The sequence below is a fragment of the Acinetobacter modestus genome (genome assembly GCF_014636095.1).
In the GTDB taxonomy this organism is placed as follows: domain Bacteria; phylum Pseudomonadota; class Gammaproteobacteria; order Pseudomonadales; family Moraxellaceae; genus Acinetobacter; species Acinetobacter modestus.
This window is the reverse complement of record NZ_BMDV01000004.1, coordinates 288556-308304: the sequence shown is the minus strand read 5'-3', so window position 1 is coordinate 308304 and position 19749 is coordinate 288556. Positions and strand designations below refer to the sequence as shown.

Genomic DNA, 19749 nt, shown 5'->3' with positions numbered 1-19749 from the left:
AGATTTAAATATAAAAATCTGAAAGTGCGTCTCACTTTCAGATTTTTTAGAAGAAAAATTAAGCTTGATCTGCATCCATAATCGCTGCACTAGCCTGTTTTAAGCTATAAAGTAATTGTCCTAAAAGAACATCTTTATTACTTAATGTCACCATCACCATCGGATGGTGTGGTGCAGGAATAGAAGTCAGGATTGCTTTACCATTTTCAGCATCAAGCGTGATACTCTGACATCCATTTAATTGAATTTCATTTAAAAATGCGCTAACCATCGCTAAAATTGAACTACTTACAGCAGCTAACTTAGTGCTGTTATAAGGATTCTTTTTATAGATTGATGCCAATTCAAAGCCATCCGTAGAACAAAGCATAATGTAATCAATACCACGGATATTCGTTAAAATGTCATTCGCCTGTGTTTTTGCTAATTGAATGAGTTCTTTTGGCGCAGTGCGTTGTTGGCTTGGGATACTGAACATAATTTTTCTCTTTATTAAAGTTATTAAGTCATTTAGTTCGTTGCTTTAAGATTGACTTCCAAGGCTGCAATTAAGGATTCAACCATCAGCAATATGTGTTCTTGTTTTCGGGCATCGATAAAAAACAAAGGGTATTGATATTCATTTTGAATCAACCAATCTCTATAAATTGAAGTTGGTTGACCTTTGTTCTCATCAATATGAGTAATACCAATTGATATATTTTTTGTATAGTCTTTAAATGTATCTAAATATCCCTCAAGTTCATCAAGTGGGAGTTTACTATTATGATCTACTAAAATAATAACACCAAGAGCACCTTGGCAAATCACTGGCCATATAAAATCAAAACGGGCTTGACCTGGTGTGCCATATAGTCCGATTTTGACACCATCATCTAAGGTAATTTCACCATAATCAATGCCAACCGTAGTTTGCATTTTATTATGAGCCTGACTATCTGTATTGAATGCTTCAGTTGCGAGTACTGGAACTTCAGAAAGTGATCTTATCGCTTCAGTTTTTCCAGCACCCATACTTCCAGCAAATACAATCTTATATTGTTGTAAAATCATATAATTCCTTAAAGCCCAAATCGGCGTCTAATTTTGCCGAAAAATTTATTAAAAAAGTTGTGTTCTTCAACAGGCTGTTCGGCTGCTTCTGATTTCAAATAATGACTTTCTGTTGCTGGAATAATGTCTCCATTATTTGAAATGATGCAGGCAGCAATAAATTGTTGAACCGTTTGAATTGGGATTTTTAATTGCGTTGCGACTTGTGAAAGTTGGGCTCCTTGTATAAAACATGCTGAAAGCAAAAGTGTAATTTTTCGATCCGCACTTCGACTAGGTTGAGGCCAATGTTCAATTTTAAAATATTCATTTTCATTCGGCGCAAGTCTTTGAAACTCTAAAGAATGCCAAAATAAATTCCATAACCAATCCTGTAAGTCATATTCAACTTTACGAGAAACTTTTGTGAAATCAAAAGTGGTTGCAAATTCATATTTAAAGCTATGATTGGTTTGCGTGTGTATGCGAGTTGGTTCTAACCATGCAATCTGACTACGCGTATCAATAATCGCTAAAGTCCCATGATCATCAAAAAGATGAAGACGAGCATTTTCAGGGTTTAGCATATCCTTTAAAAACTTTTCACTTACAGCGTTATGATTAGATAGAGAATCATTTTTAGGTTGTTGATTAGAAATATAACTCAGTAATCTAATCTGTATCCAATTCTTTAAGGCATCCGTTTGTTGAAAGGGGAGGTAGAGTGTGTTGTCCTCCTCGATTTGGCAAGAACCTTGCCCCTTAGAAATTTTTAAACATGGTAGTTGTTTTTGTTGAATAATACGTTGGATACCTTCAGTATCAAAAAAGTTTTCATTTATTAATAATAAATCGAGATTTGGGTCTGAAATATTGATCCAGTTGATGCCAAACTCATTAGGTATTGTTTTTCTAAGTTCTATTTTTAGTTCATCTGAAACTTTTAAACTTATACCTGAAATTGCGATATTAATGCAATGTCCATTCATAGTATCACTTTAATGTTTTATAAAATATTGGACTGCACGAAATTATACTTTTACTTAAGAATAATAATAGACCCCTTATATAATTCTAATTTTTATAATTAAAATAAATATAAGAAGTCTAATTTTTAAAAAATCTTAAGATTTTAATTAAGCAAAGTCTAATTCTTTTTCAAACGTTTTTAATTCGTGGCGTGCCATTGCTAAGTTTGATTTGCTACGATCTAATACAAGATAAAGAAATAAATTTCCGTTACTCTCTAATGGTCGAATTAAGTGATATGCTTTACCAAGTGTAATTAGAATATCTTCAATATCATCATTAAGTTTGAGTGAGTTTGCAACACGACGTTTTGCGCGAATCACTTCAGTGTTACCTGCTGCTGCTAATTCTAAGTCAAGTGCGCCCCCGCCTTGAGTAGCAAGCGCTAAGCCACTTTCAGTGTCTACTAATGCCGCTGCTACAAAACCATCAATATTTGTCAAGCTTTCTAGTGAAATTTTAGCCATGATATTATCTCTACTTATGCATCTTTGTTTATGAATTTATATTCCCTGCTTTTGTTTTAGATTATTTTTCAAAAGCAGTTGATATCATTATAGGAAACTCTTTTATTAAATCAATAATACTTAAACACACTTAAAATAATAGAATTGGTAATAAATGACAGTTTTTGTCAAAAAAATAAATCAAAATTGTATATAAAAGTATCTTTTTTTAAAAAAAAGTGATTTTTGTCACAAATACAAGGTGATTTAAATTATTTTTTTGATTGTAAATAAATGTAAATCTTTATAATTATATAGATCTTTTTATTTTAGTATGATTTAAATATCTGTAAATGTTTGATAAAGAAAGTAATATACTTTCTTTATCATTTTTTAATATGCTTAAATAGTCGTCAGCTGAATGTAGCTGCAATATAAAAATAATAAAATAATAAGTGCTGTTACAGGTGCAATAATAAAAGACCATGTCGGTGTAGTTGGTTCTGGAGTTGAAATTTCTTCAGTATGTTGTGCTTGATGTACCATTTGATTAAATTCCTGTATCGTTGTTTCTAGAGAAACTTCTTGCTGTATGACTGGTTTTGAACCTAAAAGTTCAGTGAGTTGGTTGGTTGACCAAACCCAATCTTCTGCTTGCCCAGATAGATGTTCTATTTGACCCAAGAGAAGCTCACTTAAACCTGTTTGACCAAAGCTACCTGTTTGGTCTAATTGATTTAATTCTGCGAATTGTAAAGTGAGTATTTCTGAAATACTTGACTCTAACTCAGAAGCGCTTAAAGCGGATTGATTATATGCAGAGGTTGTAAGATGTCTAGCTATTCCTTGGATATAAAGGGGATCAGATGCTTTTATTTCCTGATAAAGTTTTTGATTATCTTTTTTCCACAGACTGATCAACTGTCCAAGAGCAAGCATATTCACTTCATCAATAAAATAAAGTCTTTCTTTTGATGAGTATTGCTCAAAGAGCTGTGGTTTTTGAATTTTAATTTGTTCAGAAAAGTATTGAACTAAGTCAAATGCCATCGTGCATTTCCTCGCTTTTAATCTAGAATCCTGAGAGAAGGTTTTTTCTTATTCGGTTCGGCTTCTTGCTTTTTATCTTCTATTGGAGTTTCGATAGTCTCTTGAATATCGCCATATTCGCTTGGATCAAAAAATAAACCTTGTCCATTTTCTCTAGCATAGAGCCCTAAAACAGCGCGAATAGGTACATAAATATCTTTTGCAACCCCACCGAAACGAGCTGAAAATGAAATAGCATCATTATCCATATGAAATTGATGGATTGCATGTGGTGCTAGATTTAAAACGATTTGTCCATCTTTTACAAATTGTTGAGGAACATCTGTGTGTTGTTGTGTTGCATCAACGAGTAAATAAGGCGTCAATTGGTTATCACAAATCCATTCATAAATGGCACGTGCAAGATAAGGGCGTGTGGGCGTAACATTTAATTGATCTGACATAATTTACAAGCTTATTTAATCATAGGAATTAAATCATTGTAGCTGTTTTTTTCTTGAGCTGTCATTGATTTAATGAAAGATGGGCGACTGAAAACACGATGACAATATAAAAAAATAGGTCGGCAATGTTGTGATGGAAGTTCAATTCCCATACTTTTTAATCTGAGAAAAATTGGTGCGAGCATACAATCTAAGATTGAAAACGTCTCAGACATAAAAAAAGGAAAATGTTGGAATAATGGGGTAAGTGAAATAAGCGTATCTCTAAGTTCTTTCTGGGCTTTTTGTTTTTCTTGTGGGTTCAGGGTATCGGTATGTCTAAGCATTTGATCTGCAAGCTTGAACCAATCTTGTTCAAAACGCCAAATATATTGACGTTGTTCCGCTCTGGCCATTGGAGCATCCGCATAAAGCTTATTTTGACGATAGCGATCATCCAAATATTCACTAATGATATTTGGTGAAAAAAGTTTTAGATTTTGTTCAATCAACATAGGAAGTTGATTGTAGGGGTTGAGATCAGCTAAATCTTCATCTTCATGATCGGTGATAATCAGATGATATTTAATCTGCTTTTCAGCGAGTAAAAAACGAATCCAGTGTGAACGGAAATCATCAGCATGACTATAAAGTGTAATGCCCTGAACTGGGGTCGTTTCAACAGATGACATATCACAAAGCTAATCAAGTAAACGGTTTAGCATACTAAAAAAATATAAGAAAAGCATCTTAGAAATATGTAGATCTATATAAATAAAAAAACCTCGGATAAATCCGAGGTTTTTTGTCCAATTCGTAAAACGATTAACGTTTAGAGAATTGAGGACGTTTACGAGCTTTACGTAAACCAAGTTTCTTACGTTCAACTTCACGAGCATCACGAGTAACGAAACCAGCTTGACGAAGAGCAGGTTTTAAAGTTTCGTCAGCAGCGATCAATGCACGAGTAATACCGTGACGGATAGCGCCAGCTTGACCACCAATACCACCACCTTTAACAGTGATGTAAAGGTCAAATTTTTCAGTAACTTCTAAAAGCTCTAAAGGCTGACGTACAACCATACGAGCAGTTTCACGACCGAAATATTGCTCTAAAGTACGATTGTTGATTACGAGTTTGCCTGTACCAGCTGATAAGAAAACACGTGCAGTTGCGGTCTTACGGCGACCTGTACCATAGTTAGTAGCCATGTGCTGTATCCCTTAGATGTCCAAAACTTGTGGCTGTTGAGCAGTATGAGGATGCTCGCTACCAGCGTACACTTTCATTTTTTTGATCATTGCATAACCAAGAGGACCTTTTGGTAACATACCTTTAACAGCTTTTTCTAAAACTGCTTCAGGTTTGTGAGCGATTAACTTTTCAAAGTTAGTCTCACGGATACCACCAGGGAAACCAGTATGGCGATAGTATTTCTTATCAAGTGATTTATTACCAGTCACTTGAACGTGTTCAGCATTGATCACAACGATGTAGTCACCAGTGTCAACGTGAGGAGTATAAGAAGTTTTGTGCTTACCGCGTAAACGACGAGCGATTTCAGTCGCAAGGCGACCTAAAGTTTTGCCAGAAGCATCAACAACATACCAGTCGTGTTGAACTTCAGCAGGCTTAGCGCTGAGAGTTTTCATTAACCACTACCTATTATAGTTGGTTTGAGCAAGGAATCGCCCAAACAAAAGGAGACCGAATTCTATATGAATTTATAAAATCACACAAGAACAATTCATTGTTAATGTCATATTTTGCTGCAATGTGACTGATTTTGTAACTATATCGCCGTTAATTTTGAGCTACATTTTTTGGCTTGAGAGGCGGTGGTATTTGACCTATCATTTTTGAATTAATTATTTGAAATAAGTAGAAGTATTTACCTCTTCTTTTGGGGAATTTGATGAAATTGTCGTTTTCTACAAACATTATTGTAGTCGCTATTTGCGTAATAGCTTGTTCTACACAAGCGAATGCACGACGCCTCTACAAATGGGTCGATCAGGGCAGTGTAACCAATTATTCTGAATTTCAGCCCAAAGAAGGTACGAGTCGTAAAGTTGAGGTTTTGGAAAGTCGTGGTGAGCATGTTGATCCAGCAATGATGGTCACGGCTGAAATGAAACCGATTGAAATACCAGATGATCAAACGAATCCCTTGGCGCAATCCTCAAGTTCTTCAGTGCAAGCAAATGCTCCTGTGCATCAACAATCATCGCAGACGGTAGTAAAACAAGGTGCTATCGCTTCTCCTTATACTTCTCATCCAGTAAATACAGCTCCATTACCAGAGAAGAAAGAACCACAACTCGTACAGCAACCTACAGAGAAAAAAGAGCCGATTGCAAATCCATTTATAGAGAAGCCGAGTAGTGCTGTGGTTGTTGCGGTAGAAAAGAAAGAAGAGACAGCGGTTGTTCAACCTGAGAAAAAGGTACAACCAAAAATTAACCCGTGGACTCGTCAAGTTGAATTTGTGCCTTCTAATCTAGTGCCTGAAAATCTGCCTAAAGCGAAAAAGCCTTAGAAGTTTTAAATTGTTCACTATTTAATTTTATTCTCTTTCGTTCTTGGTTGCCTCTTATGTAGGAGGGGCGTGCTGAGAGAGAATAGAATTTGATGGATAATCATTTCAAGTGTTTCATCAGCGTTATGGCGTGGCATCTAATCGCTCTGATGTTATTTCGATTGATTTTCTTGATTCGTATTTAAATTCTATTTTTATAGCGTATGTCGCTGTATTTATTTATAAAAATTAATTTATTTTATTTGTTGTTCATCAGTTTGTAAATTTTCACTTCATATTTTTTTAAAAAACTTTTGCTTATATGTTTAGTGGATTGTTTTTTATTGGTGTTGGTCTATCTATTGGATGTTTAGCCAATCTTATGGGTATACATTTGCAAAAACTTTCTAAATAAAAAACTTTCGGTAAACTATAATGTAATGCTTAAATTGGAATTGGTGAGTCATGCTGCCTTTGTATGTCACTTCTGGCGAGCCAGCCGGAATTGGACCAGATATTTGTCTAAGTCTAGCAAACCGTGTTGATGAGCGACCGATCGTTATTTTGGCTGATATCCAAATGTTGCAGCAGCGCGCCAAACAGTTAAATATTGATGTTGAACTTATTCCATTTCAAGGTGAGAAAAAGTCGAGTTTAGCAGGGCAGCTTTTCGTTGAGCATGTGCCTTTAGCAAAACCTGTTATTCTAGGTCAGTTAGATTCAGCCAATGCTGCTTATGTGTTAGAGCAATTGCGTCGTTCAGCTGACTATGCGATGTCGGGGCGGAGTGTAGGGGTTGCTACAGCGCCAGTGCAAAAGTCGATTATTAATGATGCAGGTATTCTATTTAGCGGACATACTGAGTTTTACCAAGAGTTTGCAGGTATTGATCGTGTGGTAATGATGCTGGCAACGAAAACATTAAGGGTTGCCTTAGCGACGACACACTTACCCTTGCGGGACGTACCTGATGCGATTACTAAAGAGCGTTTGCATCAAGTGATTGATATTCTGATTCAAGACTTAAAAAGCAAATTTAAAATCGCACAACCACGTATTCTAGTCTGTGGCTTAAATCCACATGCAGGTGAAGATGGTTATTTAGGTCGAGAAGAAATCGACGTGATTAATCCAGTGCTAGAAAGCTATCGTGCACAAGGGATAGGGATGAGTCTTTGTTTGCCTGCAGATACCTTATTTACCCCAGAAAATCTAAAAGATGCAGATGCTGTTTTAGCAATGTATCACGATCAAGGTTTACCTGTGTTAAAATCACAAGGCTTTGGTGAAGCAGTAAACATTACATTAGGCTTGCCATTTATTCGAACTTCGGTCGATCATGGTACAGCACTTTCTCTTGCAGGCACTGGACAGGCAAAAGCATCAAGTTTGCATGTTGCAGTGGATTTAGCACTTGATTTAGCCCGTCAGTAATGGGCGAGTAAATTATTCACGTTGGAATTATTATGTATCAAATTAATGCCCTAAACCCTAAAGATGAAGGGCATCAGGCTCGGAAACGTTTTGGTCAAAACTTTTTACATGATCAACGTGTGATTGCCAAAATTGTACGTTCAGTGAATCCGCGTGCGGGCGAAAACATTGTCGAAATCGGACCGGGTTTAGCCGCATTGACTTCACCTTTAATTGGCGAGTGTGATGCGTTGACCGTGGTTGAGCTGGATCGTGATTTGGCTGCCGGCTTACCGGGACGTGTGCCACATCCTGAACGTCTGACCATTATTGAAGCTGATGCTTTAAAATATGATTTCACGCAATTGTTCCAAGACGGTCGTCCACTACGTGTGGTTGGAAATTTACCCTATAACATTTCTACGCCTTTGTTGTTCCACCTCTTGGAGTTTGGTGACAAAGTCAAAGACATGCATTTCATGTTGCAGAAAGAAGTGGTTGATCGTATTACGGCAACGCCAAATACTAAAGAATATGGTCGTTTATCGGTGATGATCCAGTATTACTGTAAACCGACTTTCTTATTTGAAGTGCCACCAGGTTCATTTAATCCGCCACCAAAAGTGACATCAGCCGTATTTCGTTTAGAACCCTATGATATTAAACCGATCGTAGCCAAAAATGAGAAAGCATTAGCGCGGTTAGTGGGGCATGTGTTTACCCAACGTCGTAAGACCTTACGTAATAGCTTAAAAGGTATGTTGGTGGAAGATGGCTTTGAGAAAGCGGGTGTAGATCCAATGGCACGTCCAGAAACGCTGACCTTGGCTGATTTTGTCGCACTTTCTGATCAGATGGTATCTTAATGTCTAAACGCTATAACTATGTCATTGGTGATGTACAAGGTTGTTTTGAAGCGCTGAAAGCGTTATTGAAAGAAATTCGCTTTGATCCAGATCAAGACTTTTTATGGTTTGCGGGTGATTTGGTTGCACGTGGCGAAAATTCGGTCGGTGCATTACGTTTTATCAAGAAGCTGGCGGATCGTGGTGCTGCGGCAACTGTACTAGGCAATCATGATCTGACCCTCATTGCTTGTGCTCGCGGTTTTAAAAAAGTTAAAGATAAAGATCGTACTCAAGAAGTGATTGATGCGATTGATGGTGATGAATTGATTGATTGGCTGCGGAAGCAGCCATTGAGTTTATCTCCCAATGATCAAACGCTGATTACTCATGCAGGTGTTCCATGTATTTGGGATGCACAAAAAACCATTGCGCTTGCTCAGGAAGTTCAATACGCGGTAGGGCATGAGGATTTATCTGTTTTAGATGCATTCTTGGTTGAAATGTATGGTGCTCAGCCTGATTTGTGGTCGGATGATTTAACAGGCTCAGCACGTTTACGTTGTATCACCAACTATCTAACTCGTATACGTTTAACCGATGCAGAAGGGCGACTTGAATTTGAATTTAAAGATGCGTTAGACGCACCGATGCCAGTTGGTTTTCAGCCTTGGTTTGAGTTTGAAAGCCAAGCAACCCAAACCCACCAACTGATCTTTGGACATTGGGCGGCGTTGCAGGGCAAAACCATTAGCCCGAAAATCCAAAATGTCGATGGTGGCTGTGTTTGGGGACAGCAGTTGATAGCGTTCCGTTTGGAAGATCAACACATGTTTGCGGTGGATAATCCTTTAGCTTGATCAGTTAGTGATCTCTTTTAAATGCCCATTTTTATACTAAAATTGGGCATTTTTTATTTTCTGACTGTCAAAAAACTGTCATACACTGATCATTAAAGTGTCAAAAAATATTTATAAACTAGAAGCATGAAAATAACGACACAAATGGATGGCGATATGCAAAGTACATACGCGACATCTCTACTAAAGCAAGAACAGTTTCCTGAAAGTTTTAAATTTTACTTTAAAAGGAAACAACTTAAAAATAAACAAGATGAATTGTCTGAACTTCGGGATTTAGTTCGCCCTCGTTTGAGAATCGCAATTGTCACTGAAACATGGCCACCAGAAATTAATGGTGTAGCATTATCTATGATGCAATTATGTCAGGGACTACAACGGCTTGGGCATAAAATTCTATTGGTCAGACCTATACAAAAAGCGATTTGCGCAGAATTTTTACCTGAACAAGAATGCTTGGTGATGTCTCAGCCTATTCCAAAATACCCAAGTGTTCAATTTGGTTGGCCACAATATATTAAAGTCTCTAAAGCATTTGAGCAGTTCGCACCTGACGTGGTGCATATCGTGACTGAAGGTCCATTAGGTTTAACAGCACTACAAGCTGCAAAGTCAAAAAAAATCGCCGTATCGAGTGGATTCCATTCAGCTTTCCAAGATTTTAGCCGTTTCTTTGACTTGGCTTTTTTAGTCAAACCGATTCAACGTTACCTAACATGGTTCCATAATAGTACAGATGTCACGTGTGTACCCAGTCAATACACGGAACAGGCACTGCGTGGCTTTGGTGTGACTTGTCCTTTAGTTGTTGTTGGACGGGGTGTTGATACTGCGAAATTTTCCCCAAAACATCGTTCACAGCAATTACGCCAACAATGGGGTGTAGATGCTGATACTCGTGTAATGCTGTATGTCGGGCGCTTATCACCAGAAAAAGAAATTGATGTCTTAATTAAAGCTTTCCATGCTTGGCAGAGACAGCAAGGTGCAAATACAAAATTTGTAATTGTTGGAGATGGGCCTGATCGTATTCGTTTGAGTAAATTAGCGATATCAGAAGATATTATTTTTACTGGTAGCTTAAGTGGTAAGAATCTTTCAGCCGCTTATGCAAGTGCAGATGTTTTCGCATTTGCTAGTCAAGCTGATACGTTTGGAAATGTAGTACTAGAAGCAATTGCTAGCGGATTACCAGTGATTGCTTATGACTACGTATGTGCGCATCAGCATGTCAAACATGGTGTTACAGGTTGGTTGAGTCCTCTAGGGCAGACCGCAGATTTAACCCAATCCATTTGTCATTTGCCAGCTCTCCCAGAACTGAGACAAATGGGTTTATTAGCAAGCGAAACTGTACAAGAAACCAGTTGGCAGTTTCCTGTACAACAATTAGAACAAGCACTTTATCAGGTAGCGAAGGAACCTCTTATGAACTCTACCTAAAGTATCCTCAGAAAGGAGAAAAGTATGAAATTTCAAAATGCAAAAATAAAAATGCTCGATCTAGACCTAAAAGGGTGTGTATACCTTAATCATCTCTCCCAGTCACAACGCATTGCCTTATTTTTTAAAACGATTAGTCGTTTGGGCGATGGACCATTTTGGTATGTTATGTTGTTATCAGTATGGATCGCACAAGGTTTGACATACGGTCTGCAAATTCTATATTTGCTCGTTGCAGGTTCTGTTGGTACGGGGATTTATAAGTTTTTAAAGCATAAAACGACTCGACCACGTCCTTATCAAGTTCACCAAGTGATTGTACTGGGCGAGCGACCATTGGATCATTTTAGTTTTCCATCAGGTCATACTTTGCATGCGGTCATGGTCACCATCACATTAGGCTATATCCAACCGTTGTTATTAATTTTGATGTTGCCATTTACGATTCTGGTTGCATTGTCCCGTATGATTTTAGGATTACATTATCCAAGTGATGTGATCGTGGGGGCGGTGATTGGTGCATCCGTTGCTAGCTGTATTATTTTGTTGGCACCAAGCTTCAATATCATTCTTTAAATAATTTAACGGGTTTTAATGATAGAAGACTATTTTTTAAATCTTGGGATTTGTTAAAGTACGCTCAATCACAAACTGTTAATTAGGTTATCAAATGGGCTTACGTTGGACAGATACGATTGATATCGCAATCGAACTTACTGAAGCACACCCAGATGTAGATCCTCAATGGATTCGTTTTACTGATTTACATGCTTGGGTTTGTGCATTACCAGACTTTAATGATGACCCAAATAAGTCGACGGAAGGTTTGCTTGAAGCGATTCAAATGGCTTGGTTGGATGAAGTTCGTTAAAAAAACATCAGAAATCACTGAACTTTTACAGATTCAAGCTGATTATTGGCGATGACATCGGTATAATGCGGCAAATTTTTTAGTTTACACCATAAATAGGAGTCAATCATGGCGATTGAACGTACTTTATCTATCGTAAAACCAGATGCAGTTTCTAAAAACCACATTGGTGACATTTTTGCTCGTTTTGAAAAAGCGGGTTTAAAAATTGTTGCGACTAAAATGAAACACCTTTCTCAAGCTGATGCTGAAGGTTTTTATGCTGAGCACAAAGAACGTGGTTTCTTTGGTGATTTAGTTGCATTCATGACTTCTGGCCCAGTTGTTGTTTCTGTTCTTGAAGGTGAAAACGCAGTTCTTGCTCACCGTGAAATCTTAGGTGCTACAAACCCTAAAGAAGCAGCTCCAGGTACAATCCGCGCTGATTTCGCTGTAAGCATCGACGAAAATGCTGCTCACGGTTCTGACTCAGTTGCTTCTGCTGAGCGTGAAATCGCTTACTTCTTTGCTGATAACGAGATCTGCCCACGCACTCGTTAATCCAAAGTATTCAAGCCAGATAAGTGGTATACTACTTATCTGGTTTTTTATTTTTTATAGATTGAGTTGTGTGAAAAATACACAGCATTTTCTAGCGCTGATATCGTTTAGGTAAATATACATGAGTTCTGTAGTGGTCGTTTCATCTGAGAATGTCGATGAAAAACAACAGTCTTTAACTACGTCTGTCGTTCAAGCTGCCGATAAGAAAGTAAATTTACTTGGCATGTCCAGAGCTGAATTAGAAAAGTTCTTTGAAGACTTGGGCGAAAAGAAGTTTCGTGCTAGTCAAGTCATGAAATGGATACACCAGTTTTTCGTCACTGATTTTGCTGAAATGAGTAATATTTCAGGAAAATTGCGCGAAAAATTAGAAAAGATTTGTGAAATTAAAGCCCCAGAGGTGGTACACCGCAACTATTCTAAAGACGGTACCCGTAAATGGGTGTTTCGTGTAGGTGATGGTGAAGGTTCTCTGGTTGAAACCGTACTGATTCCTGCGGAAGATAAAACAGGTGCACGTAAAACCCTGTGTATTTCATCACAAGTGGGTTGTGCACTGGATTGTTCATTCTGTTCGACGGGTAAGCAAGGTTTTCAGCGTGATTTAACGCCAGCAGAAATTATCGGTCAGTTATGGATGGCAAATTATTCTTATATGGAAGATGTGCCTGTTGCTGAGCGTGAACGTACCGTGACCAATGTGGTCATGATGGGTATGGGTGAACCTTTACTTAATTATGATGCAGTACTCAGCTCAATGCAGTTAATGTTAGATGATTTTGCCTACGGAATGTCTAAACGCCGTGTGACCTTATCAACATCAGGTGTTGTTCCAAAAATTGATCAATTAGCACAAGACATTGATGTTGCACTTGCGATTTCATTACATGCGCCAAATGATGAACTACGTAATGAATTGGTTCCTATTAATAAAAAATATCCATTACAGCAACTTATTGCAGCGTGCCAACGTTATTTAGCTAAAGATGGTAATGAAAGCTCACGTCGCCATGTCACCATCGAATATGTGATGTTGGAGGGGGTAAATGATCACCCTGAGCATGCACAACAGTTATTAAAATTATTGAAAAACTTGCCAAGTAAAATCAATCTGATCCCATTTAATCCATTTCCACATGCACCTTACGGGCGTTCGAGTCGTAATCGTATCATTGCTTTTCAAAAAACTTTGTCTGACGCCGGATTTGTGTGTACGATTCGTCAGACACGTGGCGATGATATCGATGCTGCATGTGGTCAATTGGTAGGACAGGTTGCTGACCGTACGCGTCGTGCGGAACAGTGGAAGAAGAAAGTGGCGCAACGACAAGAAATTTTGCGCACACAAGGATAAAACTTGGGGATATAGCGTTGAATACAACTCGACTAAAAACGATTATAGCGACTACTGTTGTGTTTACTGTAATGGGTTTAACAGCTTGTCAATCTTCGACAGGGTTGAAGAAAGACCCAGAAAAGGCTGTTCAAGTTCGTTCTCAACTGGCTGCTGAATATATTCGTACAGGTGATTTGGATTCCGCTAAACGTTCTCTTGATCAAGCTTTAAATATTAATTCGCGTGATGCAAATGCCAATATGATGATGGGGATTCTACTGCAACAAGAAGGCAGTAAGTCCAATATGGAAAAAGCAGATGCTTATTTTAAGCGTGCGATTTCTTCAGAACCAGATAATGCACAAGCTCGTAATAATTACGGTACATATTTGTATCAAATGCAACGTTATAATGAAGCGATTGAGCAATTTACCCGTGCAGGTGCAACCTTAGGTTATGAACAGCGATTTCAATCGTTGGAAAACTTGGGGCGAATCTATTTAAAGTTGGGCGATGTTGCGAATGCTGAAAAAGCATTCAAACAAGCGCTACAAGCAAATCGTAACGCAACTATTTCAATGTTAGAGTTGGCAGAAATTTTCTATTTGCAACAAAATAATAGAGATGCATCGCAACTATACGAACAGTATGTTCGTAATGTGGGGCAAAAAAACCAAGGTGCACGTGCACTTTGGATTGGTTTACGCATTGCTCGAGCGAGTGCGGATCAATTAGGAATGCAAGTGTTAGTGAATCAATTACGAGCATTATTTCCTGATAGTCCAGAATATCAACGTTATTTGCAATTACAGTACAGTACTGAGGCCGTATGGAAATAAATCCAAATTCACATCAGCCAACTGGCTCAACCTCGCCATCGTCAACGTTAGGAAATATTCAACGACCTGGTGAGTATTTGCGTCAAATTCGTATTGCACAAAAGAAAGAACTTGAAGAAATTGCAAGCGTATTGAATATGCCCGTTAAAACATTAACGGCATTAGAGCAAGATGACTATAAATCATTACCTGAGGCGACCTTTATCAAAGGTTACTATCGAGCTTATGCAAAATATTTAAATGCAGACGCAAGTGTGATTATTCAGCGTTTTGATGAAATTTATGTTAATGATACGGGCCTTAAAGCAAACCATGCCTTGAATAATTCTCCTATCAAGATCATGGGTAAACTATCTGGTTCGAAAAGTGTACGTAACCGTAAATGGTTGAAGCGTATTGCTATTTTAGCTGCTGTTTTAGTTTTAGGTTGGTTGGCAGTGATGGCTGTACAAAATTGGACATCTAGCCACAAAGATGATGCTGAAGTTGAAGCGCCGAAAGCAAAAAGTTCTGATGTCGAAATTATACCGATGGGAACGGCAACGAGCGCAACTTCTGGCGATCAATTAGTTTTGAACTTTAGTCGACCAACATCTGTGCATATTGTTGATGCAACAGGTAAAGTATTGGCAACAGGTCGTCAAGCATCTACATTAACTTTGAGTGGTGAATCACCATTCCAAATTCGTTTAGATGATGCAACAGCTGTATCCTTGACCTTGAATCAGGAGCAAATATCTTTGTCTCCATATACGGTTAATGGAAAAGCAGAATTCCGTTTGTCTCGTTAATGCCAAAGAGTAGAGCTATACGATGATTGTGAATCCAATTAAACGCCGTCCAACACGTAAAATTCGTGTTGGTTCAGTGTATGTCGGTGGTGATGCCCCGATCAGTGTTCAAAGTATGACCAATACTGAAACCTGTGATGTGGATGCAACTGTAGCGCAAATCCAGCGCTGTGCAGATGCAGGTGCGGATATCATGCGTGTTTCTGTACCGTCAATGGAAGCAGCAGAAGCTTTTGGGGCAATTCGAAAACGAGTCTCTGTACCATTGGTTGCTGATATTCACTTTGATCATCGTATTGCTTTAGCAGTTGCAGACTATGGCGCAGATTGTTTGCGCATTAATCCAGGTAATATTGGTTCGGATCAGAAAGTACGTGAAGTCGTTGCTGCGGCAAAACATCATGGTATTTCGATTCGTATCGGTGTGAATGCAGGTTCTCTGGAAAAAGACTTACAAGTAAAATATGGTGAGCCGACAGGGCAGGCCTTACTTGAGTCAGCGATGCGTCATATCGATATTCTCGACCGTTTAGATTTCCATGAGTTTAAAGTCAGTGTTAAAGCATCGAATGTGTTTTTAACTATGGATGCCTATCGTTTGCTGTCTCAACAGATAGATAATCCACTGCATCTTGGTGTGACTGAAGCAGGGATTTACCGTACTGGAACAGTCAAATCAGCAATTGCCTTGGGCGGACTGTTGATGGAAGGCATTGGCGATACCATGCGTATTTCGCTCGCGGCTGAACCTGAGGATGAAATTAAAATCGGTTTTGATATTTTAAAATCGTTGGGCTTACGCTCAAATGGGATTAACTTTATTGCTTGCCCAAGCTGCTCACGTCAGGAATTTAATGTGATTCAAGTGATGCAGGCTTTGGAAGAGCGGCTAGAAGATATCCGCACCCCGATGGATTTATCTGTGATTGGATGTAAAGTGAATGGTCCTGGTGAAGCTAAAGAGGCGGATATCGGTATCGTTGGCGCATCACCACGTTCACTGGTCTATCGTAATGGTGAAAAAAGTCATTTAATTGACACAAATCAGTTGGTTGATGAAATTGAAACAATGGTTCGTCAACGTGTTCAAGAGCTTGAAGAAGCTAAATCTAAAGAAATTATTCGTAGTTCATCATGAGTTCAATTGTCGCGATCAAAGGTTTTAATGACACCCTTCCAACACAAACTGCTGCTTGGAGAAGTCTGGAACAACAATTAGCATCTTTAATGGATGCCTATGGCTATCAACAAATCCGTTTACCGATCGTTGAACAAACTGGTTTGTTTAAGCGTGCAATTGGTGATGCAACCGATATCGTTGAAAAGGAAATGTATACCTTTTTTGATAAAGGTACTCCGCCTGAATCGCTAACTTTGCGTCCAGAAGGTACGGCTGGGTGTGTGCGTGCGATGTTGGAACATAACTTATTGCGTGGCGCAACACCGCGTGTTTGGTATGTGGGTCCAATGTTCCGCTATGAAAAGCCACAAAAAGGTCGCTATCGCCAGTTCCATCAATTTGGTGTTGAAACTTTTGGTGTAGCAACGCCAGATATTGATGCAGAAATCATTTTAATGACGGCTCGCCTATGGAAACGTATGGGTGTAGCAGCAAATGTTCGTCTAGAACTCAATACTTTAGGTGAGACGGATGAGCGTGCCGAATATCGTGCTGCTTTGGTTGAGTTTTTAAATCAGCACAAAGATGCATTAGATGAAGACTCACAACGCCGTTTAAGTACTAATCCATTACGTATTTTAGACTCTAAAATTGAATCAACACAAAAGATTTTAGAAAATGCACCAAAGTTGCATGATTTCTTAAAAGAAGATTCGATTAATCATTTCCAACAGTTACAACAGTACCTCACTGATGCAGGCGTTGAGTTTGTAATTAACCAGAAGTTAGTACGTGGCTTGGACTACTACAACAAAACTGTATTTGAATGGACGACAACGATGTTGGGTTCACAAGGAACAGTTTGTGCTGGCGGTCGTTACGATGGCTTGGTGGGACAACTGAAAGGTAAAGCAGATCAATCTGTACCTGCGGTTGGTTTTGCAATGGGTATGGAGCGTTTACTGTTGTTGCTTGAGCAGGTTGAACAAGCCCAAGAAGTACGTGATTGTGAAGTTTTCTTATTGGCTGAGCCTGCATTTCAAGCTAAAGCTTTAGTATTAGCAGAGCAAATCCGTGACCAGTTAGAAGCAGCAAACAGCTCAATTCGTCTGAAAACAGGTTCACAAGGCAGTATGAAAAGCCAAATGAAAAAGGCTGATCAATCTGGTGCAATCTATGCAGTGATTTTGGGTGAGCGCGAGTGGGAATCACAACAGCTTTTGGTCAAAGAGCTAGCGACGGGTGAGCAGGCGCAGGTCGCTTTAACTGAGCTGACATCTTTTTTTATCGAAAAATTTAAACAATAAATTGCACAATATTTAGGGAAAGGACAATCACATGAGTTTAAGTGATGAAGAACAACTCGACCAATTAAAGTCTTTTGGCAAAAAATATGGTTCTGCCATGATTAGCGGGATTCTGATTGCCTTGATTGCCTTTTTCGGATGGGAATATTGGCAAAAGAAAAATTTAGCTGAGGCACAGAGCCAAACGGCGAAAGTACAAAAATTGATGGACGAAGCTAAGGCTGCATCAGGTCAACCAAATGCTTTAGCTACAGTATCTGAAGCAGCAGATAAAATTGTGAAAGATGATGCTAACTCGGTTCAGGCGATTCAAACCCAATTTATCTTGGCGAAGCTTGCTTATGATAAACAAGACTACGCTGCAGCTGAAAAAGCATTAAAGAAAGTTGAAAACTCAAAAGTTAAAGATGCGGGTTTGCTGCAAATTGTAAAAATACGTTTAGCGGATTCACAATTAGCACAAAAGAAATATGATGAGGCGCTGAAAACCTTATCAAACGTGACTGAACCAGCGTTTAAAGCAACTGCAGAAGAGTTACGTGGTGATATTTTTGTTGCAAAGAAAGATACTGCATCGGCGCGAAAAGCATATCAAAGTGCTTGGGATAGCCTCATTGAACGTAAACAAGAGCGTCAGCTTTTACAAATTAAACTCGAAAGCGTTGGTATTTTAGTAGATGATCCTGAAATTGAGCGCCCGATCTTAGATACCAAAGTGGATGAGTCTTAATGCAGAACAAACTAAAATTACCTTTGGCAATTGCAATTGCTTCAGCTTTATTAATTGGATGTTCAACCAATAAAGTAAAAGAAGTGAAACCGAATCCGTTGCCAAAAATTACGCAACAGCAAGGCTTAAATCTGGTCTTTTCTCAAAGTGTTTCGTCGACAAATGCAGCAGAAGCTTTGCGCTTGCAGTTAGATACAGATAACGGTGTAATTTTTGCGATTGATCCAGATGGTCAGGTTTCTGCTTATAAAGATAAGCAGCGTCTTTGGAAAAGTAAGGTTACTAAGCAAGAACTTACTGCTGGTGTAGAAGCGGGTGAGGGTATTGTCGTTATTGGTAACCGCAAAGGTGAGTTATTTGCCTTAGATCAGGCTACTGGTAGCCAGAAATGGTCTGCCAAATTATCTGGTGCGATTTTGTCTCCTTCACTCATTCAATCGGGACGAGTTGTTACGATTGCAAATGACGGTACTGTATTTGCGCATGATGCTGTTACTGGACAGCAAGTGTGGGCATATAAATTACCAAACGTTCAGTTTAGTTTACGTGGTCAACCTGCACCCGTTCGTTTAGATGAACGCACTGTTGTTGTTGCATCCGCGAATGCTTATGTTTATGCATTGGATGTGATTAGTGGTGTGCCACGTTTCCAACGTCGAGTTGCAGTAAGCGATGGTCGTTCGGATATTCAACGTTTGATTGATGTTGTCGGTGACCCAGTTGTTGCAGGCCAATATTTGGTAACAACCAGTTTCCAAGGGCAAGTCACAACTACTGATCTTGCGACACAGCGTGTGGTGTGGAGTGAAGATGCAAGTAGTACCAATAGTGCTGAAGTTTCAGGTGATAAAGCTTTTGTCTCGACTGCAGATGGAAAATTGAAAGCTTATAATTTAGCGACAGGCGAACTTCTTTGGCAGAATGAGGAATTACTTAACCGTCAATTAAGTAATCCTGTGATGCTTGGACAGAACCTTGTGGTTGGCGATTTAGATGGAGTTATTCATTTGATTGATCCAAACACAGGGAAGTTGATTGGTCGTGCGAAAACCAGTGGTGAAGTCCGTTCATTGCGAGTGATTGATAATCAGCTTTACGTTGCAACTCGAAAAGGTGCATTAAGCATTTGGCAGAATCGTTAATTTTGCCTTAG

Annotated in this window: 24 protein-coding genes; 15 read left to right on the top strand and 9 right to left on the bottom strand. The window is 38.8% G+C overall.

What is annotated here, in order from left to right:
* Positions 1-58: 58 nt before the first annotated feature.
* The 9 genes from IEV17_RS11650 to rplM all read right to left on the bottom strand — a co-directional run bounded on the left by IEV17_RS11650 (position 59) and on the right by rplM (position 5632).
* Positions 59-478: a roadblock/LC7 domain-containing protein gene (locus IEV17_RS11650; protein ID WP_004664921.1), complete on the bottom strand. Its 420-nt coding sequence runs from the start codon at positions 476-478 to the stop codon at positions 59-61.
* Between the two features lie 32 nt (positions 479-510).
* The gene (locus tag IEV17_RS11645; RefSeq protein WP_004664920.1) at positions 511-1053 is read right to left on the bottom strand and encodes a GTP-binding protein; all 543 of its coding nucleotides are present in this window, start codon (positions 1051-1053) and stop codon (positions 511-513) included.
* Between the two features lie 8 nt (positions 1054-1061).
* Entirely contained in the window at positions 1062-2021 is a 960-nt protein-coding gene (locus IEV17_RS11640) for a hypothetical protein (RefSeq protein ID WP_004664918.1), read from the bottom strand.
* A gap of 147 nt (positions 2022-2168) precedes the next feature.
* Positions 2169-2528 (bottom strand): roadblock/LC7 domain-containing protein, encoded by a 360-nt coding sequence (locus tag IEV17_RS11635; protein ID WP_004652550.1) that lies wholly within the window; start codon positions 2526-2528, stop codon positions 2169-2171.
* Positions 2529-2909: 381 nt separating this feature from the next.
* The gene (locus IEV17_RS11630) at positions 2910-3557 is read right to left on the bottom strand and encodes a hypothetical protein (RefSeq protein WP_004664915.1); all 648 of its coding nucleotides are present in this window, start codon (positions 3555-3557) and stop codon (positions 2910-2912) included.
* A 17-nt stretch (positions 3558-3574) separates the two neighbouring features.
* Positions 3575-4000, bottom strand: coding sequence for a ClpXP protease specificity-enhancing factor (locus IEV17_RS11625; RefSeq protein ID WP_004664913.1), 426 nt, complete (start codon positions 3998-4000; stop codon positions 3575-3577).
* An 11-nt stretch (positions 4001-4011) separates the two neighbouring features.
* Positions 4012-4671 carry a glutathione S-transferase N-terminal domain-containing protein gene (locus tag IEV17_RS11620; RefSeq protein ID WP_004664911.1) on the bottom strand — a complete coding sequence of 220 codons (660 nt, stop codon included), beginning with the start codon at positions 4669-4671 and terminating at the stop codon, positions 4012-4014.
* Positions 4672-4804: 133 nt separating this feature from the next.
* Positions 4805-5191, bottom strand: coding sequence for a 30S ribosomal protein S9 (gene rpsI / locus IEV17_RS11615; RefSeq protein WP_004640839.1), 387 nt, complete (start codon positions 5189-5191; stop codon positions 4805-4807).
* A 12-nt stretch (positions 5192-5203) separates the two neighbouring features.
* Positions 5204-5632 carry a 50S ribosomal protein L13 gene (rplM, locus tag IEV17_RS11610; protein WP_004664909.1) on the bottom strand — a complete coding sequence of 143 codons (429 nt, stop codon included), beginning with the start codon at positions 5630-5632 and terminating at the stop codon, positions 5204-5206.
* 263 nt (positions 5633-5895) lie between these two features.
* Here rplM and IEV17_RS11605 point away from each other — a divergent pair, with 263 nt between their 5' ends.
* The 15 genes from IEV17_RS11605 to bamB all read left to right on the top strand — a co-directional run bounded on the left by IEV17_RS11605 (position 5896) and on the right by bamB (position 19738).
* The gene (locus IEV17_RS11605; protein WP_004664908.1) at positions 5896-6519 is read left to right on the top strand and encodes a hypothetical protein; all 624 of its coding nucleotides are present in this window, start codon (positions 5896-5898) and stop codon (positions 6517-6519) included.
* Positions 6520-6963: 444 nt separating this feature from the next.
* On the top strand, positions 6964-7932 hold the full coding sequence (gene pdxA, locus IEV17_RS11600) for a 4-hydroxythreonine-4-phosphate dehydrogenase PdxA (RefSeq protein WP_004664906.1): 969 nt from the start codon (positions 6964-6966) through the stop codon (positions 7930-7932).
* 32 nt (positions 7933-7964) lie between these two features.
* Positions 7965-8777, top strand: coding sequence for a 16S rRNA (adenine(1518)-N(6)/adenine(1519)-N(6))-dimethyltransferase RsmA (rsmA, locus tag IEV17_RS11595; protein ID WP_004664904.1), 813 nt, complete (start codon positions 7965-7967; stop codon positions 8775-8777).
* Complete coding sequence (locus IEV17_RS11590; RefSeq protein WP_004664902.1) at positions 8777-9616, top strand: symmetrical bis(5'-nucleosyl)-tetraphosphatase; 840 nt, start codon at positions 8777-8779, stop codon at positions 9614-9616. Before rsmA ends, IEV17_RS11590 begins: the two co-directional genes overlap by 1 nt.
* Before the next feature lie 156 nt (positions 9617-9772).
* Positions 9773-11059, top strand: a complete 1287-nt coding sequence (locus IEV17_RS11585) for a glycosyltransferase family 4 protein (RefSeq protein ID WP_004664900.1) — start codon at positions 9773-9775, stop codon at positions 11057-11059.
* A gap of 24 nt (positions 11060-11083) precedes the next feature.
* Positions 11084-11635: a phosphatase PAP2 family protein gene (locus IEV17_RS11580; protein ID WP_004664898.1), complete on the top strand. Its 552-nt coding sequence runs from the start codon at positions 11084-11086 to the stop codon at positions 11633-11635.
* A gap of 94 nt (positions 11636-11729) precedes the next feature.
* Positions 11730-11930 carry a Fe-S cluster assembly protein IscX gene (iscX, locus tag IEV17_RS11575; RefSeq protein WP_004664895.1) on the top strand — a complete coding sequence of 67 codons (201 nt, stop codon included), beginning with the start codon at positions 11730-11732 and terminating at the stop codon, positions 11928-11930.
* A gap of 108 nt (positions 11931-12038) precedes the next feature.
* A complete protein-coding gene (gene ndk, locus IEV17_RS11570) occupies positions 12039-12470 on the top strand; it encodes a nucleoside-diphosphate kinase (RefSeq protein ID WP_003654870.1) in 432 nt (143 codons plus the stop codon).
* 121 nt (positions 12471-12591) lie between these two features.
* Complete coding sequence (gene rlmN, locus IEV17_RS11565; RefSeq protein ID WP_004664894.1) at positions 12592-13827, top strand: dual-specificity RNA methyltransferase RlmN; 1236 nt, start codon at positions 12592-12594, stop codon at positions 13825-13827.
* A gap of 17 nt (positions 13828-13844) precedes the next feature.
* The gene (gene pilW / locus IEV17_RS11560; protein ID WP_004664891.1) at positions 13845-14648 is read left to right on the top strand and encodes a type IV pilus biogenesis/stability protein PilW; all 804 of its coding nucleotides are present in this window, start codon (positions 13845-13847) and stop codon (positions 14646-14648) included.
* Positions 14639-15439, top strand: a complete 801-nt coding sequence (locus tag IEV17_RS11555) for a helix-turn-helix domain-containing protein (protein WP_004664890.1) — start codon at positions 14639-14641, stop codon at positions 15437-15439. The genes pilW and IEV17_RS11555 overlap by 10 nt, the downstream gene beginning before the upstream one ends.
* Before the next feature lie 22 nt (positions 15440-15461).
* On the top strand, positions 15462-16577 hold the full coding sequence (ispG, locus tag IEV17_RS11550; protein ID WP_004664888.1) for a flavodoxin-dependent (E)-4-hydroxy-3-methylbut-2-enyl-diphosphate synthase: 1116 nt from the start codon (positions 15462-15464) through the stop codon (positions 16575-16577).
* Complete coding sequence (hisS, locus tag IEV17_RS11545) at positions 16574-17866, top strand: histidine--tRNA ligase (protein WP_004664886.1); 1293 nt, start codon at positions 16574-16576, stop codon at positions 17864-17866. The genes ispG and hisS overlap by 4 nt, the downstream gene beginning before the upstream one ends.
* Before the next feature lie 31 nt (positions 17867-17897).
* Complete coding sequence (locus IEV17_RS11540) at positions 17898-18596, top strand: YfgM family protein (protein WP_004664885.1); 699 nt, start codon at positions 17898-17900, stop codon at positions 18594-18596.
* Positions 18596-19738 (top strand): outer membrane protein assembly factor BamB, encoded by a 1143-nt coding sequence (gene bamB, locus IEV17_RS11535; protein ID WP_004664883.1) that lies wholly within the window; start codon positions 18596-18598, stop codon positions 19736-19738. The genes IEV17_RS11540 and bamB overlap by 1 nt, the downstream gene beginning before the upstream one ends.
* The last annotated feature ends 11 nt before the right edge of the window (positions 19739-19749 follow it).